Below are 25461 nucleotides of genomic sequence, written 5' to 3'. Positions count from 1 at the left end.
ATCAACAAAAAAGGTTTTCATGTCACATTCTTTGAAGCCGTCCAGGACGGCCTGGCGCCGTCTGCTTGCTCCGCTGTGCCTGGTGGGGGCGTGCTGCTTGAGCGGCCTGAGCGCTTCGGCCCAGGCCGCAGAGCCCGCCGCGCTGCGACCGATCGAACGGCTGGATCTGCCGCGCTACCTGGGCACCTGGTACGAGGTGGCCAAGTTTCCGAATCGCTTCCAGAAACAGTGCGTGGCCGACACCCGGGCCGAGTACCAGAGCACCCCGGAGGGCGCGGTGCGCGTCGTCAACCAATGCCGTTTGGCCGACGGCAGCATCGAAAAAGCCGTGGGGCAGGCGCGCCAGATCGGCGCGGCCGATTCGCCCCGGCTGCAGGTGCGTTTCGCCCCGGCCTGGCTGTCGTTCATTCCGGCGGTGTGGGGGGATTACTGGGTGATCGACCTCGACGAGGGCTACCAGCTGGCCGCGGTGAGCGAGCCCCGCCGCGAGTACCTGTGGGTGTTGTCGCGCACCCCCAGCGTGCCGGCGCCGGTCTACGAGGCCTTGCTCAAGCGCCTGGCCGCGCAGGGGCTGGAGGTGGGGCGCCTGGAGCGCTCGCCCCAGGGGCCCACCCCTTGAGTTTCAGGGCTTCACGTAATCCGAGACCACCTTCCAGCGCCCGTCCTGGATCTGCGAGATCCGGCTGAGGTTGTTGCCCAGGCGCTTTTGTGGTCCGAAGCTGGCCTCGGGGCTGCCGAAGATGTCGGGCGGGATGACCATGCTGTCCATGGCCTTGATGAAGCTGTCGGTGCTCAGGTTGGGGCCGGCCTTCTGGGCTGCGCGGATGAAGGCGTCCACCGCGTTGTAGCCATAGACCGAGAACACGGTGGGGTCTTCGTTGAACTTGGTCTTGTACTTGTTGGCCCAGAAGCGGATCGGCTGGGCAGCCTCGTCCAGGTAGGGGTGCTGCACGGTCATGGTGGCGTAAAGCCCGTCCATGGGCTTGCCGCCCAGCTTGTGGATCAGGTCGGTGTAGGCCGCGCTCGAGCCCAGGAAGGTGGGGTTGAAGCCGATCTTGCGCGATTCGCCGATGGCGCCGATGGTCTCGCGGATGATGGTGCCCAGGACCACGAAGTCGCAGTTGGCCGCCTTGAGCTTGGCCACTTGCGAGGAGAAATCGGTGGCGCCGCGTTTGTACGAGGTCTTCTCGGCAAAATCGCTGCCCATGGCCTTGAGGGCGGCCTCGCCGCCGCGCAAGACCTCCAGGCCGAACTCGTCATCCTGGTACAGGGCGCACACCTTCTTGGCCTGCTTTTCCTTGATCAGCTGTGGCGCGGCCAGCCGGATCTGGTCGTAATAGGTGGCTGCGAACGAGTACTTGAGTCTGTGGAAGGGCTCGTACATCTCACGCGCGGCGGTGACCGGGAAGAAGTTGATCACGTTCTTGTCGAACTGCACCGGCATGGCGGCCAGGTTCTGGGCCGTGCCGATGTGCGCCACCATGGCGAAGATCTTGTCCTGGTTGACGAGCTTCTGGGCCGCCAGCACCGCCTTCTTGGGATCGTAGCCCGAGTCTTCCACCAGCAGCTTGATCTTGCGGCCATTCACGCCGCCTTGCTCATTGATCTCGTCGACCCGCAGCATCATGCCCAGGCGGTCCTGCTTGCCGAAGCCGGCCAGCGGACCGGACAGGTCCTGGATCGATCCGAGCACGATGGTGTCCTTGCTCACCCCCTGGCTCTGGGCCAGGGCGGCGGTGGCGCTGAGGGTGAGCACGGCGAAGGCCGGGGCGAAACGTCTCTTCATGCGGGTCTCCTTTTTGGGTGTGTCCGTTATACGGCCCGGCCCTGCCTGCGCCACCGGCACTTTCCCTAGGACGGATGGGGGTGTGGGGCGCTTGCCGATAATGGGTGTTTTGTCTGAACACTCCACGCATGCGGTTTTCAATCCCTGACTCCCTCCGCCCGGCCCGTCTGGGCAGCGCCTTGCGTGTCCATTGGCGCCGCGTGTTGGCCTGGGGGGCGCTGGCGCTGGCCATGCTGGCGGTGCTGACCGTGGTGGCCGGCGTGCTGATGTACCCGAACCTGCCGGACACCAGCGCCCTGTCCAACTACCAGCCCAAGCAGCCCTTGCGGGTGTACACCGCCGACGGGGTGGAGATCGGCGGCTTTGGCAGCGAGCGGCGTGTGTACCAGCGCATCGACCAGATTCCTCAACTCATGCGCGACAGCCTGCTGGCAGTGGAGGACTCGCGCTTCTACCAGCACCACGGCATCGACCCCATCGGCATTGCGCGGGCCCTGGGCTCCATCGTCACGGGGGGGCGGCTGCAGGGCGCCTCCACCATCACGCAACAGGTGGCACGCACCTTCTTCCTGAACCGCTCGCGCAGCCTGGGCCGCAAGTTCAAGGAGGCCTTGCTGGCGCTGAAAATCGAGTCCCAGCTCAGCAAGGACCAGGTGCTGGAGCTGTACATGAACCAGATCTACCTGGGCTCGCGCGCCTATGGCTTCGAGGCCGCGGCGCAGACCTATTTCGGCAAGACGCTGGCAGCGCTCACGCCGGCCGAGTGCGCCATGCTGGCCGGCCTGCCGCAGAACCCCTATTTTGTGAACCCGATCCGCAACCCCGAGCGGGCCCGGGCGCGGCAACTGGTGGCGCTGTCGCGCATGCGTTCGCAGGGGGTGATCAATGAGGCGCAGTACCAGCAGGCCAAGGAGCAGAAGCTGGTCGTGCGCAAGCTCAACGAGGTGGATGTGCATGCCGAGTACGTGGCCGAGATGGCCCGCCAGCAGGTGTATGCCCAGTTCGGTGAGCTCAGCTACACCACCGGCCTGAAGGTCGAGACCACGCTGCGGGCCGACGAGCAGGAGGCCGCCTACAAGGCCCTGCGCCGCACCCTGATCGAGCGCGAGCTGCGCCAGGCCTGGCGTGGCCCCGAAGGCGAAGAGACCCTGGCGACCGGCCTGGCCGACAGCGATCCTGCGGTGGCCCAGAGCCTGTCCGACTACGACGATGACGATGAGCTGCGCGTGGCCATCGTGACCCAGGCGGCGCCCAAGTCGGTCACCGTGGTGCTGGCCTCCGGTGAGGTCCTTCAGCTGGACGGGGCGGCTTTGCGCCAGATCCAGCCCGGCCTGACGGCCAATGCCTCCAACAAGCTGCGCGTGCGCCGTGGCGCGGTGCTGCGCGTGCTGAAGCAAGGCAAGGGCTGGGTGCTGACCCAGTGGCCCGAGGCCGAGGGAGGTCTGGTGGCGCTGGACCCGGCCAATGGCGATGTGCGTGCGCTGGTGGGCGGCTTCGACTTCCACCGCAATCAGTTCAACCATGTGACCCAGGGCTGGCGCCAGCCGGGCTCCAGCTACAAGCCTTTCATCTATGCCGGTGCCATGGAGCGCGGCGTGCAGCCCGAGACCCTGGTCAACGACGCGCCGCTGAGCAACGTGGGCGACTGGTCGCCCGAGAACGACGACGGCAGCACCGATGGCCCCATCACCGTGCGTCAGGCGCTGATCCGCTCCAAGAACCTGGTCTCGATCCGGCTGCTGCAGCTGTTGGGCCCCCAGGCCGCGCGCGACTGGACCAGCCGCTTCGGCTTTGACCCCGAACGCCAGCCCGACAACCTGACCCAGGCCCTGGGCTCGGGCTCGACCAACCCGATGCAGTTGGCCGGCGCCTATGCGGTGATCGCCAACGGGGGGCTGAAGGTCAAGCCCCAGTTCATCCGCCGCATCAGCGACGCGTCAGGCAAGGCGGTGTTCGAGGCGCCCGAGATCACGCTCACCGAGGCCGACCGGGTGGTGCCGCAGCGCAACACCTTCATGATTGCCAGCCTGCTGCAGGATGTGGCCCGGGTGGGCACCGGAGCCCGCGCGCAGGCCGCGCTCAAGCGCCCCGACCTGTATGGCAAGACCGGCACCACCAACGATGTGGTGGATGCCTGGTTCGCCGGCTTTCAGCCGCGCATCGCCGCCGTGGCCTGGGTGGGCTACGACACCCCGCGCAGCCTGGGCAGCCGCTCTTCGGGTTCGGCCCTGGCCTTGCCGGCCTGGATCGACTTCATGAGCACGGCACTGAAGAACGTGCCGGTGCAGGAGCTGCAGCCCCCCGAGGGCGTGGTGCGGGTCAATGGCGACTGGCGCTATGCCGAATGGGCCGAGGGCGGCTTCATCCGCTCGCTGGGGCTGGAGGATCAGATCGTCAGCCCCGCCCTGGCGCTCAGCCCGCCCGTGCCGCTGGTGCCTGTGGTCGGTCCCGGGCCGGTGGTGCCTGTTGAAGTGCCGGCCACACCCGCACGCTGAACGTCGGGCCTGCACAGCACCGTTTTACAATCTCGCGGCCCGGTTCACCCTGGCCGACGGTGCCAACGCTGGGAGGACTCTGAAACCCGGAGCCTAGGCGGGGGGTGCCGGCGTCACTGATGTTGAAGGGTTCTCAGTCTTGTTGACGACAGAAAAACAAATGGCGACCGTCCAGGCGCCACAAGGACAGCACCGCTTTCTCTGGATCACCCATGCCTTGGGAGGCGGGGTAGAGCGCCATGTGGCCGATCTGCGAGCTCTGCTGGCGGGGCGGGCCCGCATCGATGTGCTGCGGCCGGCCGGCGCCGGACTGGTGCGCCTGGAGCGCGCCGAAGGCGGTGAAGAGGTCTTGAATGCCGCATCCTGGCCACGCCTTGTGGCCGTGCTGGGCGCGCAGGGGTACAGCCGCCTTCATATCCACCATGTCGATGGTTTCGGCGCTGATGTACTTGACTTGCCTGGCCTGCTGGCCCTGCCCTATGACGTCACGTTGCACGACTACCTGGCATATTGCCCGCAGTACAACCTGTCCACACCCGAAGGCGGCTACTGCGGCGAGCCGGATCTGGCGGGTTGCCAACGTTGTCAGAAGGCGCGACCGCATGCCTGGGGCCTGCCAGTGGCCACTTGGCGTGCGTTGATGCACCGTCTGCTGGCCGATGCGGATCGCGTGCTGGCTCCCTCACACTTTGTGGCTGAGCGGGTGTTGAGCCATTTCCCCGATTTACGCATCACCGTGTTGGCGCATCCGCCACGGGCCGAATGGCTAGCAGCGCCCGTGAGAAGTGCCCGCGTGTTGTTGGTGGGAGGCTTGACGCGTTTCAAGGGGCTGGACGTACTGCGCCGTTGCGCCGAAGCGGCCCGTCAGCAGATGCTGCCGTTGGAGTTCACCTTGCTGGGTGCTCCAGAGACTCCGATTGACGAGACCCCGGTGCTGCCTATTCAGTTGCGTGGCCCCTATGACGATGCAGACCTGCCGCACCGACTGGCGCTGGAGCGCGCCGATGTGCTGTGGTTCCCAGGGCCTTATCCCGAGACCTATGCCTATACCCTCGATGTGGCACTGGCCTCGGGCCTGCCCATCGTGGCCAGCGCCCGCGGTGCACTGATCGAGCGCCTGGCGCAGCACCCTGACGCTCACCTCTTGCCGGCCGACAGCCCGGCCGAGGTCTGGAATCAGGCTTTGCTGCAAGCCGTGCGCCCGCACCACCCGGCCCCGGGCGAGGCCGAGCCCTGGCTCGATCTACCGGCCCAAGCTCGCCTGCGCCAGGCCTATGCAGACAAGCTCATGCAGCCGCTGGCTGGTTTTGAGCCTGGGTTGCCTCAGCTTCCTTTGCCTGACCTTTCGGCGCTGCGTGCCACCGTCCCTCCCGGTGTGGATCTGCCCTTGCAGGCCTTGTATGACTATGGCGTGCGCTGTGGGCATCGCCAGGCGCGTGAAGTGCTGCAGCAACGCTTGGCCGATGTGGAGGCACAACAGGCTTTGCTGGCACGTGCGAGTGAAGCGGCTGGTAGGCCATGGCACGAGGTCTTCGGCAGCTACTTGGCCGATGTGGGTGCGCTGCGCGACGAACTGGGAGCGATGCGCGATGAGTTGGTTCGATTTCAGCAACAGGCTGAACACCAGGCGCAGCAGGCCCATGCGCAACTGTGTGCCCAGCAGGAGGAAACCCGGCGTGTCGAGCGCCTGTTCGAGTCACGGGGCCAGGACTTGGTGCGCAGCCAGGCCCGCATCGAGGCGCTGGAGCAAAGCACCTCCTGGCGCGTCACCCGACCACTGCGCTTCGCGAGCCGGGTGCTCAAGGCCTTGCGCTCGCGGGCCGGTACGGCCCGCCGTCAAGGCCGTCGGGCGGTCGAGCGCCTGCCCATGATGCTGCGCATCCTGCGCACCGAGGGGCCGGCGGCCCTGGTGCGCCGCATCAACGACAAGCTCAATGCACCCGTGCACCAGGCGCCCCAGCGTCCGGCGCCGGCCCAGGCCGAGATTGCCCCGCTGAGCCTGGCCACCTGCCCGGCTGACCGGGTGCCGCGCTATTCGATCGTGATCCCGGTCTACGAGCAGCACCTCTACACCTTCAACTGCCTGAAAAGCCTGGGCGAGCACACCGACCTGTCGGATGTCGAGATCATCGTCGTCGACGATGCCTCGCCCAACCCGGCAGCCCAGGCGCTGCCTGATCTGCAGGGCGTGCGCCTGGTGCGCAACCCGCAGAACCTGGGCTTCATCGGCAGCTGCCACCATGGGGCCGATCTGGCGCGTGGTGACATGCTGGTCATGCTCAACAACGACACCCAGGTCACGCCGGGCTGGCTGGCCGCGCTGCAATGGGTGTTCGACACCCGCTCGGACGCGGGGCTGGTGGGCGCGCGCCTGGTCTACCCCAACGGCACCTTGCAAGAGGCCGGTGGCATTCTGTGGCAGGACGGCTCGGCCTGGAACTGGGGCCGTGGCGACGACCCCGAGCGTCCCATCTACAACTACCTGCGCGAGGCCGACTACTGCTCCGGAGCCTGTCTGGCCATCATGCGCAGCGACTGGGTGGCCCTGGGCGGTTTCGACCGGGCCTACACCCCGGCCTATTACGAAGACACCGACCTGGCCTTCCGCGTGCGTGCTGCGGGTCAGCGCGTCTACTACCAGCCGCAGTGCACCATCGTGCATTACGAGGGCATCAGCTCGGGCACCGATGAAACCCAGGGCGTGAAGCGGCACCAGGTGATCAACAAGGAGGTGTTCTTCAAGCGTTGGGAAGGTGTGCTCAAGCACCACCGCCTCAATGGCGTGGAGCCGCAGCGCGAGGTGGACCGCGAGGCGCGCGCCCGCGTGCTGGTGGTCGAGGCCTGCATGATCACCCCCGATCAGGATTCGGGCTCGGTGCGCATGCTGGCCATGCTGGAGCTGCTGGTCGAACAGGGCTGCAAGGTCAGCTTCGTGGCCGACAACCTCGAGTGCCGCCAGCCCTATGTGGCCCAGCTGCAGCGGGCCGGGGTCGAGGTCTGGTTCGCCCCCTACATCAACTCGGTGGCTCAGTTGCTGGAGCAGCGCGGCAAGCTGTACGACACCATCCTGTTCTGCCGCCACTACATCGCGGCGCCCTACATGGCGCGCATCCGCGAATGGGCGCCGCAGGCCCGCATCGTGTTCGACACGGTCGATCTGCACTACCTGCGTGAGCAGCGCCTGGCCGAGTTGGAGAACTCATCGGCCCTGATGGGCACGGCGCTCAAGACCCGCGAGCAGGAGCTGGGCGTGATCCGCGCCTGCGACGTCACCCTGGTGGTGAGCCCGGTCGAACTCGGTGTGCTGGGCCAGGAGGTTCCGGGCGCCGATGTGCGCATCCTGTCCAACATCCACGAGGTCGAGCCGGCAGGGCCCAGCTATGCCGAGCGCGAAGGCCTGCTCTTCATCGGCGGCTTCCGCCACCCGCCCAACATCGACGCGGTGGAGTGGTTCCTGGCCGAGGTCTGGCCCCGGGTCCATGCGCGCCTGCCCGAACTGGTCTTCACCGTGGTGGGCAGCCACATGCCCGCGCGCATCCAGGCGATGACGGGCCCGGGCGTGAACATCGTGGGCTATGTGGAAGATGTCAACCCGCTGATCGCGCAGGCTCGCATCTCGGTGGCCCCGCTGCGCTACGGCGCGGGCGTGAAAGGCAAGGTCAACCAGGCCATGGCCCACGGCCTGCCCGTGGTGGCGACCGGTGTGGCCTCCGAAGGCATGGGGCTGCGCCCCGGCGTGGACCTGCTGGTGGCGGACGACCCCCAGGCCTATGCCGATGAAATCGTGCGCCTGTATGGGGATGAGGCGCTCTGGAACAGCCTGGCCGCCAACGGACGGGCCAACATCCAGCGCCATTTCTCCCGCGCCAACGCCGCCAAGACCCTGGCCGGGCTGGTGGCGCCCAAAACCCCGCACTGATCACGTGCGCTGCCAACCCCTTTGCGGCTTCCAGGCGCGCGGCGCCTGACGTGGCTGCAAGGGGGTCAATACATCGCTTCGATCCGCTCGGCGTACTTCTTCTGCACCAGCTGGCGCTTGAGCTTCATGGTGGGGGTCAGTTCCTCGTCTTCTGCGCTGAGCTGGGTGTCGAGCAGGAAGAACTTCTTGATCTGCTCGACCCGTGCAAAGCGGGTGTTGACCTGGTCGATCACGCCCTGGATCAGCTGCTGCACCTCGGGGGCGCGGGTCAGGCTGGCGTAGTTGCTGAAGGGCACGTCGTGGTCCTGGGCGAATTTCTCGACGTTCTCCTGGTCGATCATGATGATCACGGTCAGGTAGGGGCGGCGGTCGCCGATCACCACGGCATCGGTGATGTAGGGCGAGAACTTCAGTTCGTTCTCGAGTTCGCTGGGGGTGATGTTCTTGCCGCCCGCGGTGATGATGATGTCCTTCATGCGGTCGGTGATGCGGTAGTAGCCGTCGGCATCGACCTGGCCCACATCGCCGGTGTGCAGCCAGCCGTCGGGGGTGATGGTTTCGGCGGTCTTTTCGGGCAGGTTCAGGTAGCCCTTGAAGACGTTGGGGCCGCGCACCAGGATTTCGCCGGTGGCCGGGTCCAGGCGCACCTCGTTGTAGCCCGCGGCCGGCCCGATCGAGCCGGGCTTGATGCGTGTGGCCGGCACGCCGGTGGCGGCGCCGCAGGTCTCGGTCATGCCCCAGACCTCCAGCATGGGCACACCCAACGCCAGGTACCACTTGACCAGTTCGGGTGAGATCGGGGCGGCCCCGGTCACCAGAAAGCGCGCGCGGTGGATGCCGATGAGCTTGCGCACGTTGTCGAGCGCCAGCCAGCGGGCCAGCGTGAACTGGGCCTTGAGCGCGGCGCTCACCGGCTGGCCGGCCAGCACCTGGTCGGCGATGCGGGTGCCGACGCCGATGGCCCAGGCATAGACGGCCTGCTGCAGGGCGCTGGACTCTTTCAGCGCGATCATCACGCCCGAGTAGAACTTCTCCCACACCCGGGGCACGGCGGTGAACACGGTGGGGGCGATCTCGCGCACGTTCTCGGGCACGGTCTCGGGGTTCTCGACAAAGTTGAGCCGGGTGCCGGTGTAGAGCGAGAAGTACTCGCCACCCAGGCGCTCGGCGATGTGGCACAGAGGCAGAAAGCACATGGCCTCGTCGTGCTCGTCGCGGGCGATCAGGGTGTTGTAGCCGCGCACGGTGTAGACCAGGCCGGCGTGGGTGTGCATGGCGCCCTTGGGTTTGCCGGTGGTGCCCGAGGTGTAGACCAGGATGGCCAGGTCTTCGGGGCGGCAGGCCTGCACGCGGCGCTCCAGCTCGCCTGCGTGCTGCTGCAGGTGGGCGCGGCCGCGCTCGCGCAGGGCGTCCAGGCTGATCACGCCGGGGTCGGCGAGTTCGCGCAGGCCCTTCATGTCAAAGACCACGATCTGGCGCAACAGAGGCAGCTGTTCGCGCACCTCCAGGGCCTTGTCGAGCTGCTCGTCGTCTTCCACGAACAGCACGGTGGTGCGGGAGTCTTCGCACAGGTAGTGCACCTGAGGGGCGGCATCGGTGGGGTAGATGCCATTGGCCACGCCGCCCGCGCTCAGCACGGCCAGGTCGGCCAGCACCCACTCGATCACCGTGTTCGACAGGATGGAGGCGGTGTCGCCGGGGGCAAAGCCCAGGCTCATCAGCCCGCCGGCGATTTCGCGCACCGCCTCGGCCGTCTGGGCCCAGGTCCAGCTGCGCCAGATGCCCAGTTCTTTCTGTCGCATCCACACCTGGGGGCCGCGGCGTTCGACCGCGTTCCAGAACATCGCCGGGATGGTGTCGCCCGGCACCACGATGTCGGTGCTGGGCTGCAGGCGGTCGGGTTTCCAGAGTCCGGTCACGGCTCACCTCCAGTTCTTTTTCTTTTTCCAGCGCCGCTCGCCGCGCACGCCTTCGTCCTTGAGGCCGAGGTAGAACTCCTTGATGTCGTCCTTCTCGCGCAGGCGCTCGCAGCTGTCTTCCATCACGATGCGCCCGTTTTCCAGCACGTAGCCGTAATCGGCCGCATTCAATGCCATGTTGGCGTTCTGCTCGACCAGCAAGATGGTGGTGCCGCGTTCACGGTTGATGCGCACCACGATCTCGAAGATCTCCTTGGTCAGCTTGGGGCTCAGGCCCAGGCTGGGTTCGTCGAGCAGGATCAGCGAGGGCTGGGCCATCAGGGCGCGCGAGATGGCCAGCATCTGCTGCTGACCGCCCGACAGCAGGCCGGCCTCCTGGGCCGCGCGCTCGCGCAGGATGGGGAAGTAGCCATACACGGCCTCGATGTCGCGCGCCACGGCGTCGGTGTCGTGCCGGGTGTAGGCGCCCATCAGCAGGTTGTCGCGCACCGACAGCAGCGGGAACACCTCGCGCCCTTCGGGTACATGCGAGAGGCCCAGGCGCACGATGGCCGAGGGGTCGCGGGCGGTGATGTCCTGACCGCGGAAGCTGATCGAGCCCTTGCGCGGGTCGATGATGCCCGAGATGGTTTTGAGGATGGTGCTCTTGCCCGCGCCGTTGGAGCCCAGCACGGTGGCGATCTCGCCTTCACGCACCTGCAGGCTGACGCCGCGGATGGCCTTGATGGGGCCGTAGGCGCTCTCCACGTTGAGCAGTTGCAGCACCGCCGGTGCGGCCTCCGTGGCCTGGCTGGGCGAAGAGGGCGGGGCGGTGTGTGGTGCCGTGTGTGGCGCGGTGTGTGGCGGGGCCAGGGTGGCGCTCATGCGGCTTTCCTTTCAAACCGGGCCCCGGTGCCGGCGGGGCGGCGCAGGTTGCTCACGTCGTCGATGGTGCCCAGGTAGGCCTCGGCCACGCCCGGGTGGGTCTGCACCTCGCGCGGGCTGCCCAGTGCCAGCACCTCGCCCTGGTTCATGGCCAGCACCCGGTCGGACACGCGCGACACCAGGGTCATGTCGTGCTCGACCATCAGCACGGTGATGCCCAGCTCTTTCTGGATGTCCTGGATCCAGTAGGCCATGTCTTCGGTCTCTTCGACATTGAGGCCGGAGGAGGGCTCGTCCAGCAGCAGGCGCGGCTCGGTGCACAGGGCGCGTGCCAGCTCGACCACCTTGCGCACGCCATAGGGCAGGCCGGCCACCAGGGCATCGCGGTGGTGCTGCAGATCGAGCAGGTCGATCACCTCCTCGGCCTTGCGACGGGCCCGCAGCTCGGCCTCGCGGGTGCGGCGGGTGAAGAACAGATCGCTCCACAGCCCGCTGTCGCGGTGCGTGTGCCGCCCGATCAGCAGGTTGTGCAGCACGGTGGCGTGCTCGAACAGCTCGATGTTCTGGAAGGTGCGCGCAATGCCCAGGCGGGCGATCTGGTGCGGCGGGCGCTCGGTCAGGCGCACCGGGCCCTCGGCGCTGGCGTAATCGATCTCGCCGCTGGTGGGCGTGTAGATGCGGCTGATCAGGTTGAACACCGTGGTCTTGCCTGCCCCATTGGGCCCGATCAGGGTGAAGACCTCGCCCTGGCGCACCTCGAAGCTGACCTTGTTGACCGCCAGCACGCCGCCGAAGCGCACGCTGAGGTCACGGGCCGAGAGAAGGATGTTGTTTTCCATCGTGGGCCTCTACTTCAGTCGATCTGATTTTTGGAACGACTTCTGGCGCTTGAACATGCCCTTGCGGTAGAACGGGAACATCTGCAGCCAGGTGCGCACCTTGAGCCAGCGCCCATACAGGCCCATCGGCTCGAACAGCACGAAGGCGATCAGCACCAGGCCGTAGACCAGGCCCTGCAGGCCGGGCGCCTGGGCGATGGCGTCGGGCAGCGAATCCTTGGACAGGGCGATCACCTGCGGCATCGAGATCAGGAACAGTGCGCCCAGAAAGGCCCCATGCACCGAGCCCAGGCCGCCGATCACGATCATCAGCAGCAGGTCGATCGATTGCAGGATGTCGAACTGGTCGGGCGAGATGAACTGCAGCTTGTGCGCGTACAGGGCGCCCCCCATGCCGGCCAGCGCCGCCGACAGCGCAAACGACAGGCTTTTGTAGCGGGCCAGGTGAATGCCCATGCTCTGGGCCGAGATCTCCGAGTCACGGATGGCCACGAAGGCCCGCCCCGTGGGGGAGCGCAGCAGGTTCAGGATGCCCAGGGTGCTGGCCACGGCGATCACCAGGCAGACAAAGTAGAACGATTCGGCGCTGTCGGCCTTCCAGCCGAAGAAGTCGGGGGCCTGCACGTGCTTGCCGGCATTGCCTCCGGTCACGCTCTCCCAGCGTGCGAACACTTCCTCCACGATGAAACCGAACGACAAGGTGGCCATGCCCAGGTAGATGCCCTTGACCCGCAGGGCCGGCAAGCCCACCAGCAGGCCTGCCGCCGCCGACAGCGCGGCAGCACAGGCCAGGGCCAGCGGGAACGGCCAGCCCAGGCCGCACAGCGCGGCCTGGGTGTAGGCCCCCACGCCCAGGAAGGCCGCGTGCCCCATGGAGAACAAGCCCGTGAAGCCGGCCAGCAGCATCAGCCCCAGGCCCACGATGCCGTAGATCAGCACAAAGGTGAGCTGGGCCAGCCAGTACTCGGGCACCAGCCAGGGCGCGGCCAGCAGGGCCAGAAGCAAGAGCCCGTACCAGAAGCGCTGGCCGCCGTGTTTGGCCAGGCGGATGTCCTGGTCGTAATCGGTCTTGAACAGAAAGCGCATGGTGGGTCAGACTTTCTTACGCAGCTTGTCGCCGAACAGGCCGTTGGGTTTGAGCATCAGCATCAGCAGCACCACGATGTAGGCCGCGATGTCCTTGAAGCCCTCGGGCAGGTAGAAGCCCGACAGCGACTCGACGATGCCGATCACCAGCCCGCCCACGATGGCCCCGGGGAGGCTGCCGAAGCCCCCGACCACGGCGGCCGGGAAGGCCTTCAGCCCGATGAAGCCCATGTTGGCGTGCACAAAGGTGATGGGCGCCAGCAGCAGCCCCGCCACCGAGGCCACGGCCGCGGCCAGCCCCCATACCAGGCCGTTGAGGCGCTTGACCGGGATGCCCATGTAGTAGGCCGCCAGCTGGTTCTGCGAGGCCGCCTGCATGGCGATGCCCAGCTTGCTGTAGCGGAACATCGCAAACAGCCCGCCGCACAGCACGGCGGTGGCGGCGATCACCACGGCCTGCTCGGCGTTCAGCACCAGGCCGGCCAGGTTCAGACTCAGGTCCTTGTAGGGCACGGGCAGGGTGTGGGTGTCGGTGCCGATGTTCGGGATCATCGTGACCACGCCGCGCAGCACATAGCCGATGCCGATGGTGAGCATCACCACCGAGAAGGCGGGCTGCCCCAGGATGGGGCGCACCACGGCACGCTCCAGCACGATGCCGAACAGCCCCATGGCCACCAGGGTGGCCGGCACCGCCAGCCAGAACGGAAAGCCCAGCACCGTCATCAGACCCAGGCCGCAGAAGGCGCCCAGCATCATCAGCTCGCCCTGGGCAAAGCTCACCGTTTCGGTGGCCTTGTAGATGAGCACGAAACCCAGCGCGATCAGGCCGTAGATGCAGCCCTGAGAGACCCCGCTGATCAGCAGTTGCACGAATTGCACATCGGCTCCCCAATGATTTATGCCAAGCAATCGCTTGGCATAAATAATGTAGCGGCGGGGGCCGAGGCCACACACTCGGGGCTAACCCTGAGCGGCGGAGCACCGCCACCCGCTGGCGCATGGTGAGGCCGGCAGGGGCGGTCTGGCTATCGGGGAAAAGGCGCTATCGCCGGGCGCGCGCCTGGGGTAGAAGGGCGGGCAGAAGGGGCGGGCCTCAGCCGCGCGGGATCTCGCGCGGGCGGCCCTGATCGTCGATGGCCACATAGGTCAGCGTGGCCTGGGTCACCTTGATGTACTGGCCCTGGGCCCGGAATCGCTCGGCAAACACCTCGACCCGCACCGTCATCGAGGTGCGGCCGATGCGCTCCATCGAGGCGTAGAAGGACAGGATGTCGCCCACCCGCACGGGCTGCTTGAAAATGAACTCGTTCACTGCCACCGTGGCCATGCGGCCCTGGGCGTAACGTGCCGGCAACACCGAGCCGGCCAGGTCGACCTGGGCCATGACCCAGCCGCCAAAGATATCGCCGTTGGCGTTGCAGTCGGCCGGCATCGGAATCACCTTGAGCACCAGCTCCTTGTCTTGCGGCAGGGGTTCTTCAAAGGCCCGCTGGGCACTGGGTCGGTCGGACATGGGCACAATCTCATGGTTTCACAAGTCTGGAATTGTCCCCTATGCGCCGCTCTGGCGAATCCTCACCCCCCGCGCCCATCTCACAAGCCGACCGCTCACCCTCCCGCGACTGGCAAACCCTGGCGCGGCTGTTCCCCTACCTGTGGCAGTACAAGTGGCGTGTGCTGGCCGCGCTGGGCTTCATGGTGGGGGCCAAGCTGGCCAATGTGGGCGTGCCGGTGCTGCTCAAGTCGCTGGTGGACGCGATGTCCTTCAAGCCCGGCGATCCGCAGGCCGTGCTGGTGGTGCCGGCCGCCTTGCTGCTGGCCTACGGGGGCTTGCGCTTGTCGACCTCGCTGTTCACCGAGCTGCGCGAACTGGTGTTTGCCAAGGCCACCCAGGGGGCTGCGCGCAGCATCGCGCTGCAGACCTTCGAGCACCTGCACGCGCTGAGCCTGCGCTTTCACCTGGAGCGCCAGACCGGGGGCATGACGCGTGATATCGAGCGCGGCGTGCGTGGCATCGAGTCGCTGATCTCGTACTCGCTCTACAGCATCGTGCCCACGCTGATCGAGGTGACCCTGGTGCTGTCCATCCTGGCCGTCAAGTTCGACGTCTGGTTTGCCTGGATCACCCTGGCCGCCCTGGCCTTCTACATCGTGTTCACGGTCAAGGTCACCGAATGGCGCACCCAGTGGCGGCGCCAGGCCAACGAGTTCGATTCGGCGGCCCACACGCGGGCGGTGGACTCGCTGCTGAATTACGAGACCGTCAAGTACTTCAACAACGAGACCTTCGAGGCCCGGCGCTACGACGAAAGCCTGGAGCGCCTGCGCCTGGCCCGGCTGAAGGCACAGACCACCTTGTCGATGCTCAACACCGGCCAGCAGCTGATCATCGCGGTGGGCCTGGTGGCCATGCTGTGGCGTGCCACCCAGGGCGTGGTGGATGGCCGCATGACGCTGGGTGACCTGGTGATGGTCAATGCCTTCATGATCCAGCTGTATGTGCCCTTGAACTTCCTGGGCGTGATCTACCGCGAGATCAAGCAGAGCCTGACCGATCTCGACAAGATGTTCACCCTGATGGAGCGCGAGCGCGAGGTGGCCGATGCCCCGGGCGCACAGCCGCTGCAGCCCGGCGAGGCGCCCGAGCTGCGCTTCGAGGATGTGCACTTTGCCTACGACCCCCAGGGCGGGCGCCCCATTCTGCAGGGGGTGAGCTTTGTCGTGCCGGCGGGCAAGACGGTGGCCGTGGTGGGGCCCTCGGGCTCGGGCAAGTCGACGCTGGCGCGGCTGCTGTACCGCTTCTATGACGTGCAGCAGGGCCGCATCACGATCGGTGGGCACGACATCCGGGCCGTCACCCAGGCCAGCGTGCGCCAGGCCATCGGCATCGTGCCGCAGGACACGGTGCTGTTCAACGACACCGTGGCCTACAACATCGCCTATGGCCGCCCCGGCAGCAGCCAGGCCGAGGTGGAATCGGCCGCCCGCGCGGCCCGCATCCACGACTTCATCGCCGCCTCGCCGGCCGGCTACCAGACCCTGGTGGGTGAACGCGGCCTGAAGCTGTCGGGCGGTGAGAAGCAGCGCGTGGCCATCGCGCGCACCCTGCTCAAGAACCCACCCATCCTGATTTTTGACGAGGCCACCTCGGCCCTGGATTCGGCCAACGAGCGCGCCATCCAGGCCGAGCTGGCCTCGGTGGCGCGTAACAAGACCTCGCTGGTGATCGCCCACCGCCTTTCCACCGTGGTCGATGCGCATGAGATCTTGGTGATGGAGGGCGGCCGCATCATCGAGCGCGGTGCCCATGCCGACTTGCTGGCCCAGCAGGGCCGCTACGCCCGCATGTGGGCGCTGCAGCAAAGCGGTGAGTGATCCCGAGCCGGCGCCGATTTGAGTTTTCATTCCTTTGTTTTTTGAGTTTCTGCCATGAATCCGACCAAGCCCTTGTTGTTGGCCCTGCACTTTTTGTCTGAAGAACACCGCGCCCAGATGGCCGAGCTGCTGCAGGTGATCTACGCCCCCAGCCCGGCCGAGCGGGCTGCCGCCGTGGCCGAGCACGGGGCCCAGGTGCAGGTGGTGCTGACCGTGGGCGCGGTGGGGCTGACCGCGGCCGAGATGGACCGCATGCCCCAGCTGCAACTGATCTGCGCCCTGGGCGCGGGTTACGAGATGGTCGATGTGGCCCATGCGCGCCAACGCGGGGTGGTGGTGGCCAATGGTGCCGGCACCAATGACGACTGCGTCGCCGACCACGCCCTGGGCCTGCTGCTGGCGGCCGTGCGCGGCATCCCGCGGCTGGACACCCTGACCCGCCAGGGTGTCTGGCGCGAGGCCATCCCCCTGCCGCCCAATGTGTCGGGCCGCCGTCTGGGCCTGTTGGGCCTGGGCACCATCGGGCGCAAGATCGCGCGCCGGGCCGAGGGTTTTGACATCGAGGTGGGCTACCACAACCGCAGCCCCCGCGAGGGCGTGGCCTACCGCTACTTCGACCAGTTGCAGGCCCTGGCCGAGTGGGCCGATTTTCTGGTGGTGGCCACGCCGGGTGGGGCGGCGACGAAGCACTTGGTGAATGCCCCGGTGCTCGAAGCCTTGGGCCCCCGCGGTGTGCTGGTCAACATCGCGCGCGGCAGCGTGGTCGACACCGCCGCGCTGGCGCTGGCCCTGCGAGAGGGCCGCCTGGGCGCGGCCGGCCTGGATGTGTACGAAAGCGAGCCGCAACCCCCGGCCGATCTGATCGGGCTCCCCAATGTGGTGCTCACGCCCCATGTGGCCGGCTGGTCGCCTGAGGCCGTGCAGCGCTCGGTCAACCAGTTTTTGGCCAATGTCAAGGGGCATTACTCCGGGCAGGGCGTGGTGGCGCCGGTGTGACAAGCACGCGCTGGGGCGGCTCATAATCGCCCCCCATGGAAACCAAATGGCTTGAAGACTTCGTCAGCCTGGCCGAGACCCGCAGTTTCAGCCGGTCGGCCCAATTGCGGCACGTGACCCAGCCGGCGTTCTCGCGCCGCATCCAGGCCCTGGAGGCCTGGGCCGGGGCGGATCTGGTGGATCGCAGCTCCTACCCCACGCGGCTGACCCCGGCCGGCGAGACGCTGTACGCCCAGTCGCTGGAGATGCTGCAGTCGTTGCAGACCACCCGGGCCATGCTGCGCGGCCACACCAGCGTGGGCAAGGATGTGGTCGAGTTTGCGGTGCCGCACACCCTGGCCTTCACCTTCTTCCCGACCTGGGTGACCAGCCTGCGCGAGAAGTTCGGGCCGCTCAAAAGCCGCTTGATCGCCCTCAATGTGCACGATGCGGTGCTGCGCCTGGTCGAAGGCAGTTGCGACCTGCTGATCGCCTACTACCACCCCTCGCAGCCCTTCCAGATCGACCCCGACCGCTACGACATGGTGAGCCTGGGCCAGGAGGTGCTGGCCCCCTATGTGAAGCCCGACGCCGAGGGCCGGCCCATGTACCTGCTGCCGGGGCGCCCGGGCCAGTTGCTGCCCTACCTGGGCTATGCCCCCGATGCCTACCTGGGGCGCATGGTCGAGCTGATGCTCAAGCAGTCGGGCACCGCCATCCACCTCGACCGCGTGTACGAGACCGACATGGCCGAAGGCCTCAAGGCCATGGCACTGGAAGGGCATGGCGTGGCGTTTCTGCCCTTCAGCGCGGTGCGCAAGGACCTGCGGGCCCGGCGCCTGGTCAGTGCTCTGCCACCCGATGCGCCGCCCCTTCAGATCACCATGGAGTTGCGCGCCTACCGCGAGCGGCCCTCCGCCCAAGCGGCCGGGCGCGAGGCCCCCAAGGACCGTGCAGAAGCCCTGTGGCGCTACCTGGTGGCCAACACGGTGCGTCCGGACGAATCGGTCTGAGCGGGCGCGAGAGTGGCTCATGCTTTTTTTGCATGAGGCCCATTTAATCCGGCATTGGCCTTGGGTCGGGCGCTTCTCTACAGTCTGGGCCCACCAACCTGCCGCCTGTCCAAGACACAGGCGTGACGGGTTCCAAGAACAACAGGACCATCACCATGCGTCACGGTGCCGAGACAAGCCATTTCTTCTTCCCTGCCTACCGTTCATCCGGATGCCGTTGCGGCGTGCGCCGCGATGCCCAAGGTGGCTCACGTTTTCCCTGATTCTGTCTGATCCATTGCATTTGTGGCTTACCCTGGCACAAAGGCTGCTTGTCTGGACCGTCCACAAGTCAAGCTCTGCCGCTGAGGTGGCGGGCAGGCGTGTCGGAGGGGTAGCGCAGTCCGGACTGGCCAGGAAATGATTCCTTCAGTGCACTTTTTGCATGCCGGGACGCCGGGTATTCCCTGGGTGCTGGTTCCCTAAAATTTACCCTTCCCTTAATCTCATCGTTCCCATTCCTAGGAGATTCCATGAAGAAACATTTGCTCGCTTTCGCAGTCGCCGCCCTGGCGACGGGCAGCGTCCTGGCCCAAGCCAACGACACGTTGGCCAAGGTCAAGGCGTCGGGCGCCATCACCCTGGGTGTGCGCGATTCCTCGGGTGCCCTGTCTTTCACGCTGGGTGACGGCAAGTACGCCGGCTACCACGTCGAACTGTGCCAGCGCATCGTCGCCAACGTCGAAAAGGCCGTGGGCAAGAAGCTGGAAGTGAAGTACGTCTCGGTCACTTCGCAAAACCGCATCCCGCTGGTGCAGAACGGCACCGTGGACATCGAGTGCGGCTCGACCACCAACAACGTGGCCCGTCAGAAGGACGTGTCCTTCCTGGACACCGCCTATGTCGAAGAAGTGCGCATCGCGGTCAAGGCCGCTTCGGGCATCACCGGCATCGCCCAACTCAATGGCAAGAACGTGGCCACCACCACGGGCACCACTTCCGTGCAATTGCTGCGCAAGCATGAGCGCGCCACCGGCGTCGACTTCAAGGAAGTCTTCGGCAAGGACCACGCCGACAGCTTCCTGCTGCTCGAATCGGGCCGCGCCGACGCTTTCGTGATGGACGCCCAGATCCTGGCTGGCAACATCGCCACCTCCAAGAGCCCGGCCGACTACAAGATCGTGGGCGAAGTGCTCAACGTCGAGCCCATCGGCATCATGGTCCGCAAGGACGACCCGGCCTTCAAGAAGCTCGGCGACGACACCATCAAGGAACTGGCCAAGTCGGGTGAACTGGCCAAGCTGTACGACAAGTGGTTTGTGCAACCCATCCCGCCGAAGAACACCCGCGTGGGCCTGCCGGCCAGCGAAGCCACCAAGGCTGCCTGGGCCAACCCCAACGACAAGCCTGCCGAAGACTACGCCAAGAAGTGATGGCGTCGTGCGGCGTCCGCCCGCCCTCTGGGTGACGTGACGCTCGCCCTGGTCCGCGTGGGCCAGGGCAGTTCCTTGTTTTCAATTTTCAAACTGGAGAAGCCTGTATGGCCATGAACTGGCAATGGGAAGTCTTCCTGCAAGACCCCGGCGGGGCTTACCCGACCTACTGGCAATGGATGCTGTCGGCCTGGGGCTGGACCGTGTCCGTGGCGCTGCTGGCGCTGGCGGTGGCCCTGATCCTGGGCTCGGTGATCGGCACCATCCGCACCCTGCCGGAGAGCCCCTGGCTCACCCGACTCGGCAATGCCTGGGTCGAGCTGTTTCGCAATATTCCGCTGCTGGTCCAGATCTTCCTCTGGTACCACGTGATCCCGGCATTTGTGCCGGCCCTCAAAGAGGTGCCCAGCTTCATCCTGGTGGTGCTGGCCCTGGGCATCTTCACCTCGGCGCGGATCGCCGAGCAGGTGCGTGCCGGTATCCAGGCCCTGCCGCGCGGCCAGCGCTATGCGGGCATGGCGCTGGGCTTCACCACGGCTCAGTACTACCGCTATGTGATCCTGCCGATGGCGTTTCGCATCATCATTCCGCCGCTCACCAGCGAGACCATGAACATCTTCAAGAACTCGTCGGTGGCTTTTGCCGTGTCGGTGTCAGAGTTGACCATGTTCGCCATGCAGGCGCAGGAAGAGACCTCGCGCGGCATCGAGATCTACATCGCCGTGACCGGCCTGTACGTGATCTCGGCCTTTGTGATCAACCGGCTCATGGCCTTCATCGAAAAGCGTTCGCGCGTGCCCGGCTTCATCGTCCAGGGCGGTACCGGAGGGGGTCACTGATGAACTTCGACCTGTCTTTCTACAACTGGGACCTGATCAGCAAGTTCGTTGCCAAGGGCTTCTACTTCAGCATCTTGCTGACCATCGTGTCCACCATCGGTGGCGTGATCTTCGGCACGGTGCTGGCGCTGATGCGCCTGTCTGGCAAGAAGGTGCTGGATGTGCCGGCCACCATCTACGTCAACGGCATGCGCAGCATTCCGCTGGTCATGGTGATCCTGTGGGTGTTCCTGCTGGCACCGTTTGCCATCGGGCGCCCCATCGGGGCCGAGGTGTCGGCCACCATCACCTTCATCGCCTTCGAGGCGGCCTACTTCAGCGAGATCATGCGCGCCGGCATCCAGTCGATTCCGCGCGGCCAGGTCTTTGCCGGGCAGGCGCTGGGCATGACCTATGGCCAGAACATGAAGCTGGTGATCCTGCCGCAGGCCTTCCGCAACATGCTGCCGGTGCTGCTCACGCAGACCATCATCCTGTTCCAGGACACCTCGCTGGTGTATGCCATCGGCGCCTACGACATGCTCAAGGGCTTCGAGACCGCGGGCAAGAACTTCGGCCGCCCGATCGAGGCCTACGTGCTCGCCGCCGTGGTCTATTTCGTGATCTGCTTTGCCCTGTCCTCGCTGGTCAAGCACCTGCACAAGAAGATTGCCATCATCCGCTGACGCGGTATTGAGAGTGAGAAATTTCCATGATTGAACTCAAGAATGTTTCCAAGTGGTATGGCAGCTTTCAGGTGCTGAATGACTGCTCCACCAGCATCAACAAAGGCGAAGTGGTGGTGGTGTGCGGGCCTTCGGGCTCGGGCAAGTCCACGCTGATCAAGACCATCAACGCGCTCGAGCCCTTCCAGAAGGGCGAGATCTACGTCAATGGCACGGCCGTGCACGACCCCAAGACCGACCTGCCCAAGCTGCGCAGCCATGTGGGCATGGTGTTCCAGCACTTCGAGCTGTTTCCGCACCTGTCGGTGACCGAGAACCTGACCATTGCCCAGGTCAAGGTGCTGGGCCGCAGTGCCGACGAGGCCAAGAAGCAGGGCCTGAAGTACCTGGAACGCGTGGGCCTGATCGCCCACAAGGACAAGTTCCCCGGTCAGCTGTCGGGCGGCCAGCAGCAGCGTGTGGCGATTGCACGCGCGCTGGCTATGGACCCGATCGTGATGCTGTTCGACGAGCCCACCTCCGCGCTCGACCCCGAGATGGTGGGTGAGGTGCTCGACGTGATGGTGGGCCTGGCCAAGGAAGGCATGACCATGATGGTGGTCACGCACGAAATGGGCTTTGCGCGCAAGGTCAGCAACCGCGTGATCTTCATGGACGTGGGCGGCAAGATCCTGGAGGACTGCTCCAAGGACGACTTCTTCAACAAGCCCGAAGAACGCCAGCCCCGCACCAAGGACTTCCTCAACAAGATCCTGCAGCACTGAGGCCTGCCGCGCTGCACGCGCCCAGAAAAAAGCCCCGCCAGGGATTCCCGGCGGGGCTTTTTTCCTGCATGGCGGCCCCAAGGGGCCGCCCGCCTGAGATCACTTCCGTGATGCGATCGACTTTTCGGCCTGGGTGACCAGGTCGGCACCGATGGTGTTCTTCCATTTGTCATACACCGGGCGGGTGGCCTTCACAAAGGCTTCGCGCTCGGCCGGGCTCAGTTGCACCACGTTCACGCCGTGGCCTGCGATCTCCTTGAGCAGGGGCTTGTCGGCCTCGACCAGGCCTTTGCGGGCCAGGGCGGTCTCTTCCTTGCCGGCATCGATGGCGGCCTGGCGCACGATCTCGCGGTCGGCCGGGGTCCAGGAGTTCCAGATGTCCTTGTTGACCACGAACACCAGCGGGTCGCAGATGTAGCCCCACATCGTCACGTACTTTTGGCCCACGGTGTGCAGCTTGGCGGCGGTGAAGATCGAGATCGGGTTTTCCTGGCCGTCCACCGCACCGCTGGCGAGCGCGGGCTGGGCATCGGCCCAGCTCATCTGGGTGGGGTTGGCGCCCAGGGCGCTGAAGGTGTCCAGGAACAGGGGCGAGCCCACCACGCGGATCTTCAGGCCCTTGAGGTCTTCGGGCTTCTTGATCGGCAGCTTGGAGGTCGAGATCTCGCGGTAGCCGTTCTCGCCCCAGGCCAGGGGCACCACGCCGGCCTGATCCAGCACCTTGAACAGGCTCTTGCCCACTTCGCCCTGGGTCAGCGAATCGACGGCCGCATAGTCGGGCATCAGGAAGGGCAGCGAGAACAGGTTGAGCTGCTTGACCTGGGGCGACCAGTTGATGGTCGAGCCCACGGCCATGTCGATCACACCCTGGCGCAGGGCGCTGAATTCACGCGTCTGGTCGCCCTGGATCAGCGACACGCCCGGGTAGAGCTTGATGTTGATGCGACCCTGGGTGCGTTCGCGCACCTTGTTGGCCCAGATCTCGCCGCCCTTGCCCCAGGGGAAGGCCGGGCCCAGCACCAGGGACATGCGGTACTCGGACTTGTAGTTCTGTGCCGAGGCCGTGCCCGGCAGCGCGGCCAGGGCCAGGCTGCCCATGGCCAGCGCCAGCAGCGAGCGCTTGAAAGTCTGGAAAGTGTTTTTCGTCATGAAGGTCTCCTTGGGTCGAATCGGTAGGGAACGGAATCGGAATCGAAATTAGAGAGGCAGGGCGCGCTCAATAGCCCATCTGCCGCGGCAGCCACAGGGCCAGCTCGGGGAAGGCAATCACCAGCACCATGATGAGGAACATCGAGAACAGCATCCAGCCCACCCATTGCACGGTCTCTTCCATGCGCACCTTGGCGATGCGGCAGGACACCATCAGGTTGACCGCCAGCGGCGGGGTGAACTGGCCCAATGCCACCTTCAGCGTCAGGATGACGCCGAACCACACCGGATCCCATTTGTAGTACTGCACGATGGGCAGCAGCAGGGGCACGAAGATCAGGAAGATCGACACCCCGTCCAGGAACATGCCCACGGTGATCAGCAGCAGGATCAGCAGGGCCAGCACGCCGTATTCGCCCAGGCCCGAGTTCACGATGGCGCGGGTCACCGGGTCGATGATGCCCAGCGTGGACAGCGAGTAGGCAAAGATGCCCGCCAGCGACACCACGATCAGGATCACGGCCGACAGCTCACCCGACTCGCGCAAGATGACGAACAGGTCGCGGAACTGGATGGTGCGGTGGATGAACATGCCCACGAACAAGCCATAGAACACGGCCACCACGGCCGCCTCGGTCGGGGTGAACCAGCCCGCACGCATGCCGCCCAGGATCAGCACCGGGGCTGCCAGGCCCCACACCGCCTCGCGCAGGCTTTTCCAGAACGCCGGGCGCGGCAGGCTCGATTCAAGCGCGCCCATCTTGTGCCTGCGCGCCATCCACACGGCCGGCACGATCAGGGCCAGGCCGGCCAGCACGCCCGGCACCATGCCGGCGGCAAACAGGGCCGGCACCGAAGCCCCCGGCACCAGCACCGAGTACACGATGAAGGCCACCGAGGGCGGGATCAGGATGTCGGTGGCCGCTGCGGCGCCCACCACGCTGGCCGAAAAGCTGGCCGGGTAGCCGGCGCGCGACATGGCCGCAATCATCACGCCGCCCACGGCGGCGGCATTGGCCGGGCCCGAGCCCGAGATGCCGCCCAGGAACATGGCCACGGCAATCGCCACCAGAGGCAGCATGCCGGGGCCACGCCCCACGATGGCCACTGCGAAATTGACCAACCGCAGGGCCACGCCCGAGCGGTCGAAGATCGAGCCCACCAGCACGAACATCGGGATCGCCAGCAGCGGGTACTTGCCCAGGCCGGCGTAGAAGTTCTGCGGCACGGCCAGCAGGCCGAACCATTGGGCGTCCAGGTTGGCCGCCGCGATGGCGGCGGCACCGGCCAGGCCCAGCGAGGCCCCGATGGGCACGCCGGCCAGCATCATGGCCAGGAAGGCGATGAACAGCAGGGTGGCGATCATGCTTGCGCCTCCACCTCGGCCACGGCACCGCGCAGGCGGCGCAGGAACAGGCCAAAGGCCCGCAGGCTGATGGCCGCCGAGATGATCGGCATCCACATCGAATACCACCACTGCGGCACGCCGATGCCGGGCGAGGTTTCACCGAAGCGGTAGTCGTCCCACACCACGCGCACGCTCAGCACGGCGATCACACCGAACAGCAAGGCCACCATCAGGGCGCCAAAGCAGGCCAGGCCACGCCGACGCGCCATCGAACCGCTGTCCGAGAAATACTCGATGCGGATGTGGCGGTCACGCGCCACCGCAGCAGACCCGGCCACCAGGGCCAGCACGATCATCAGAAAGACCGAGAACTCCTCGGTCCAGGCAAACGACGAATTGGTGAAGTAGCGCACCAGCACATTGGCAAAGGTGATCAGGGCCAGGGCCGCCATGATCAGCACAGTCAGCCAGTCTTCAACGGCCAGGGGCACGCGCGTGGGTTCGTCGGCCTCGGGCTCGGGCAGGGCGGCGGGGTCAAGCTCGGGCGGCTTGGCAGAAGAAGAGGACATGTTGGGCAACTGGGTTGGCAAAAGAACGCAGGAACGCGGCACACGGATGGAGCGCAGCAGAGGGTCAGTTCGCTGCAGGGCCCGGATAACAGCCTCGGCGACGACCGCGGGCGATGGTAGCGGTGAATCCACCAGGCGCGCATCGGTATTATCGTCTTACCATTTGTAGCGTCTTGTCCCCGGCAGTACCGCCGAGGCCCGTGGTTCATTCCATGTCATTTACAGGTTGAAACACCGCGGCGGCCTTCCGCTTCTAAGATCCCTCCCCATGAATCCGATCCGACTTCACCCCTTGCGCCGTGGCGTCCCCGCCGCAGACCCCCGAGCCCGGTGATTCGTTCGTTCCTTTGGCTGAATCGCCGGGCCTCCAGTGCGGCCTGGCCTTTGAAGCTTGGCCGCCAGCCACCGAGCCGGCCGGTCCACGCCGGCGCCTCTCTGTCT

At 66.1% G+C, this 25461-nt stretch carries 20 protein-coding genes; 10 read left to right on the top strand and 10 right to left on the bottom strand.

All coding sequences use genetic code 11. From position 1 onward, the window contains the following. Positions 1–19 precede the first annotated feature (19 nt). Positions 20–619 carry a lipocalin family protein gene (locus L880_RS0114435; RefSeq protein WP_425389186.1) on the top strand — a complete coding sequence of 200 codons (600 nt, stop codon included), beginning with the start codon at positions 20–22 and terminating at the stop codon, positions 617–619. Positions 620–622: 3 nt separating this feature from the next. Here the strand turns inward: L880_RS0114435 and L880_RS0114430 are convergent, their stop codons facing one another. Further along, complete coding sequence (locus tag L880_RS0114430; RefSeq protein ID WP_027476280.1) at positions 623–1786, bottom strand: ABC transporter substrate-binding protein; 1164 nt, start codon at positions 1784–1786, stop codon at positions 623–625. Between the two features lie 128 nt (positions 1787–1914). On the opposite strand from L880_RS0114430, the gene L880_RS0114425 reads away from it, so the two are divergent. Both L880_RS0114425 and L880_RS34400 read left to right on the top strand, forming a co-directional pair. Further along, positions 1915–4281 (top strand): penicillin-binding protein 1A, encoded by a 2367-nt coding sequence (locus L880_RS0114425; protein ID WP_027476279.1) that lies wholly within the window; start codon positions 1915–1917, stop codon positions 4279–4281. A gap of 160 nt (positions 4282–4441) precedes the next feature. Beyond that, the gene (locus tag L880_RS34400; RefSeq protein ID WP_051443309.1) at positions 4442–8200 is read left to right on the top strand and encodes a glycosyltransferase; all 3759 of its coding nucleotides are present in this window, start codon (positions 4442–4444) and stop codon (positions 8198–8200) included. A 65-nt stretch (positions 8201–8265) separates the two neighbouring features. Here the strand turns inward: L880_RS34400 and L880_RS0114415 are convergent, their stop codons facing one another. From L880_RS0114415 to L880_RS0114390, 6 genes are all read right to left on the bottom strand, one after another. Then, positions 8266–10119 carry an AMP-dependent synthetase/ligase gene (locus tag L880_RS0114415; RefSeq protein WP_027476278.1) on the bottom strand — a complete coding sequence of 618 codons (1854 nt, stop codon included), beginning with the start codon at positions 10117–10119 and terminating at the stop codon, positions 8266–8268. A 3-nt stretch (positions 10120–10122) separates the two neighbouring features. Beyond that, positions 10123–10983, bottom strand: a complete 861-nt coding sequence (locus L880_RS0114410; protein ID WP_245615153.1) for an ABC transporter ATP-binding protein — start codon at positions 10981–10983, stop codon at positions 10123–10125. Further along, entirely contained in the window at positions 10980–11822 is an 843-nt protein-coding gene (locus L880_RS0114405; protein WP_027476276.1) for an ABC transporter ATP-binding protein, read from the bottom strand. The genes L880_RS0114410 and L880_RS0114405 overlap by 4 nt, the downstream gene beginning before the upstream one ends. A 9-nt stretch (positions 11823–11831) precedes the next feature. Further along, positions 11832–12908 carry a branched-chain amino acid ABC transporter permease gene (locus L880_RS0114400; RefSeq protein WP_027476275.1) on the bottom strand — a complete coding sequence of 359 codons (1077 nt, stop codon included), beginning with the start codon at positions 12906–12908 and terminating at the stop codon, positions 11832–11834. Positions 12909–12914: 6 nt separating this feature from the next. Further along, positions 12915–13790, bottom strand: coding sequence for a branched-chain amino acid ABC transporter permease (locus tag L880_RS0114395; protein ID WP_027476274.1), 876 nt, complete (start codon positions 13788–13790; stop codon positions 12915–12917). A 214-nt stretch (positions 13791–14004) separates the two neighbouring features. Beyond that, on the bottom strand, positions 14005–14424 hold the full coding sequence (locus tag L880_RS0114390; RefSeq protein WP_019574147.1) for an acyl-CoA thioesterase: 420 nt from the start codon (positions 14422–14424) through the stop codon (positions 14005–14007). A 41-nt stretch (positions 14425–14465) separates the two neighbouring features. Between L880_RS0114390 and L880_RS0114385 the strand changes: the two genes are divergently transcribed. The 7 genes from L880_RS0114385 (at position 14466) to L880_RS0114355 (ending at position 21954) form a co-directional block, all read left to right on the top strand. Next, positions 14466–16286 (top strand): ABCB family ABC transporter ATP-binding protein/permease, encoded by a 1821-nt coding sequence (locus L880_RS0114385; protein WP_027476273.1) that lies wholly within the window; start codon positions 14466–14468, stop codon positions 16284–16286. 54 nt (positions 16287–16340) lie between these two features. Continuing rightward, the gene (locus L880_RS0114380; RefSeq protein WP_027476272.1) at positions 16341–17282 is read left to right on the top strand and encodes a 2-hydroxyacid dehydrogenase; all 942 of its coding nucleotides are present in this window, start codon (positions 16341–16343) and stop codon (positions 17280–17282) included. Between the two features lie 35 nt (positions 17283–17317). Then, positions 17318–18274: a LysR substrate-binding domain-containing protein gene (locus L880_RS0114375; protein ID WP_027476271.1), complete on the top strand. Its 957-nt coding sequence runs from the start codon at positions 17318–17320 to the stop codon at positions 18272–18274. A gap of 512 nt (positions 18275–18786) precedes the next feature. Beyond that, on the top strand, positions 18787–19686 hold the full coding sequence (locus L880_RS0114370; RefSeq protein ID WP_027476270.1) for a transporter substrate-binding domain-containing protein: 900 nt from the start codon (positions 18787–18789) through the stop codon (positions 19684–19686). 113 nt (positions 19687–19799) lie between these two features. Next, entirely contained in the window at positions 19800–20525 is a 726-nt protein-coding gene (locus L880_RS0114365; protein ID WP_027476269.1) for an amino acid ABC transporter permease, read from the top strand. Continuing rightward, a complete protein-coding gene (locus L880_RS0114360; protein WP_043329500.1) occupies positions 20525–21190 on the top strand; it encodes an amino acid ABC transporter permease in 666 nt (221 codons plus the stop codon). Before L880_RS0114365 ends, L880_RS0114360 begins: the two co-directional genes overlap by 1 nt. A 26-nt stretch (positions 21191–21216) precedes the next feature. Then, positions 21217–21954, top strand: a complete 738-nt coding sequence (locus L880_RS0114355) for an amino acid ABC transporter ATP-binding protein (protein WP_019574140.1) — start codon at positions 21217–21219, stop codon at positions 21952–21954. A 99-nt stretch (positions 21955–22053) separates the two neighbouring features. Here the strand turns inward: L880_RS0114355 and L880_RS0114350 are convergent, their stop codons facing one another. The 3 genes from L880_RS0114350 to L880_RS0114340 form a co-directional block, all read right to left on the bottom strand. Next, the gene (locus L880_RS0114350; RefSeq protein WP_245615165.1) at positions 22054–23052 is read right to left on the bottom strand and encodes a DctP family TRAP transporter solute-binding subunit; all 999 of its coding nucleotides are present in this window, start codon (positions 23050–23052) and stop codon (positions 22054–22056) included. A 118-nt stretch (positions 23053–23170) separates the two neighbouring features. Then, a complete protein-coding gene (locus L880_RS0114345) occupies positions 23171–24469 on the bottom strand; it encodes a TRAP transporter large permease (RefSeq protein WP_019574138.1) in 1299 nt (432 codons plus the stop codon). After that, positions 24466–25020 carry a TRAP transporter small permease gene (locus L880_RS0114340; protein ID WP_027476267.1) on the bottom strand — a complete coding sequence of 185 codons (555 nt, stop codon included), beginning with the start codon at positions 25018–25020 and terminating at the stop codon, positions 24466–24468. The genes L880_RS0114345 and L880_RS0114340 overlap by 4 nt, the downstream gene beginning before the upstream one ends. Between the last annotated feature and the right edge of the window lie 441 nt (positions 25021–25461).

This window comes from Curvibacter gracilis ATCC BAA-807 (assembly GCF_000518645.1).
Lineage (GTDB): Bacteria > Pseudomonadota > Gammaproteobacteria > Burkholderiales > Burkholderiaceae_C > Curvibacter > Curvibacter gracilis.
Note: the sequence above shows the minus strand (reverse complement) of the source record. Positions and strands in the feature narration are given on the sequence as shown.

What these genes read in the sequence shown, in the direction of transcription:
- L880_RS0114435 (WP_425389186.1), top strand. Translation starts at nt 20, where the DNA reads ATGTCACATTCTTTGAAGCCGTCCAGGACGGCCTGGCGCCGTCTGCTT.
- L880_RS0114430 (WP_027476280.1), bottom strand. Translation starts at nt 1,786, where the DNA reads ATGAAGAGACGTTTCGCCCCGGCCTTCGCCGTGCTCACCCTCAGCGCC.
- L880_RS0114425 (WP_027476279.1), top strand. Translation starts at nt 1,915, where the DNA reads ATGCGGTTTTCAATCCCTGACTCCCTCCGCCCGGCCCGTCTGGGCAGC.
- L880_RS34400 (WP_051443309.1), top strand. Translation starts at nt 4,442, where the DNA reads ATGGCGACCGTCCAGGCGCCACAAGGACAGCACCGCTTTCTCTGGATC.
- L880_RS0114410 (WP_245615153.1), bottom strand. Translation starts at nt 10,983, where the DNA reads ATGAGCGCCACCCTGGCCCCGCCACACACCGCGCCACACACGGCACCA.
- L880_RS0114405 (WP_027476276.1), bottom strand. Translation starts at nt 11,822, where the DNA reads ATGGAAAACAACATCCTTCTCTCGGCCCGTGACCTCAGCGTGCGCTTC.
- L880_RS0114400 (WP_027476275.1), bottom strand. Translation starts at nt 12,908, where the DNA reads ATGCGCTTTCTGTTCAAGACCGATTACGACCAGGACATCCGCCTGGCC.
- L880_RS0114390 (WP_019574147.1), bottom strand. Translation starts at nt 14,424, where the DNA reads ATGTCCGACCGACCCAGTGCCCAGCGGGCCTTTGAAGAACCCCTGCCG.
- L880_RS0114385 (WP_027476273.1), top strand. Translation starts at nt 14,466, where the DNA reads ATGCGCCGCTCTGGCGAATCCTCACCCCCCGCGCCCATCTCACAAGCC.
- L880_RS0114380 (WP_027476272.1), top strand. Translation starts at nt 16,341, where the DNA reads ATGAATCCGACCAAGCCCTTGTTGTTGGCCCTGCACTTTTTGTCTGAA.
- L880_RS0114375 (WP_027476271.1), top strand. Translation starts at nt 17,318, where the DNA reads ATGGAAACCAAATGGCTTGAAGACTTCGTCAGCCTGGCCGAGACCCGC.
- L880_RS0114370 (WP_027476270.1), top strand. Translation starts at nt 18,787, where the DNA reads ATGAAGAAACATTTGCTCGCTTTCGCAGTCGCCGCCCTGGCGACGGGC.
- L880_RS0114365 (WP_027476269.1), top strand. Translation starts at nt 19,800, where the DNA reads ATGAACTGGCAATGGGAAGTCTTCCTGCAAGACCCCGGCGGGGCTTAC.
- L880_RS0114360 (WP_043329500.1), top strand. Translation starts at nt 20,525, where the DNA reads ATGAACTTCGACCTGTCTTTCTACAACTGGGACCTGATCAGCAAGTTC.
- L880_RS0114355 (WP_019574140.1), top strand. Translation starts at nt 21,217, where the DNA reads ATGATTGAACTCAAGAATGTTTCCAAGTGGTATGGCAGCTTTCAGGTG.
- L880_RS0114350 (WP_245615165.1), bottom strand. Translation starts at nt 23,052, where the DNA reads ATGGGCAGCCTGGCCCTGGCCGCGCTGCCGGGCACGGCCTCGGCACAG.
- L880_RS0114345 (WP_019574138.1), bottom strand. Translation starts at nt 24,469, where the DNA reads ATGATCGCCACCCTGCTGTTCATCGCCTTCCTGGCCATGATGCTGGCC.
- L880_RS0114340 (WP_027476267.1), bottom strand. Translation starts at nt 25,020, where the DNA reads ATGTCCTCTTCTTCTGCCAAGCCGCCCGAGCTTGACCCCGCCGCCCTG.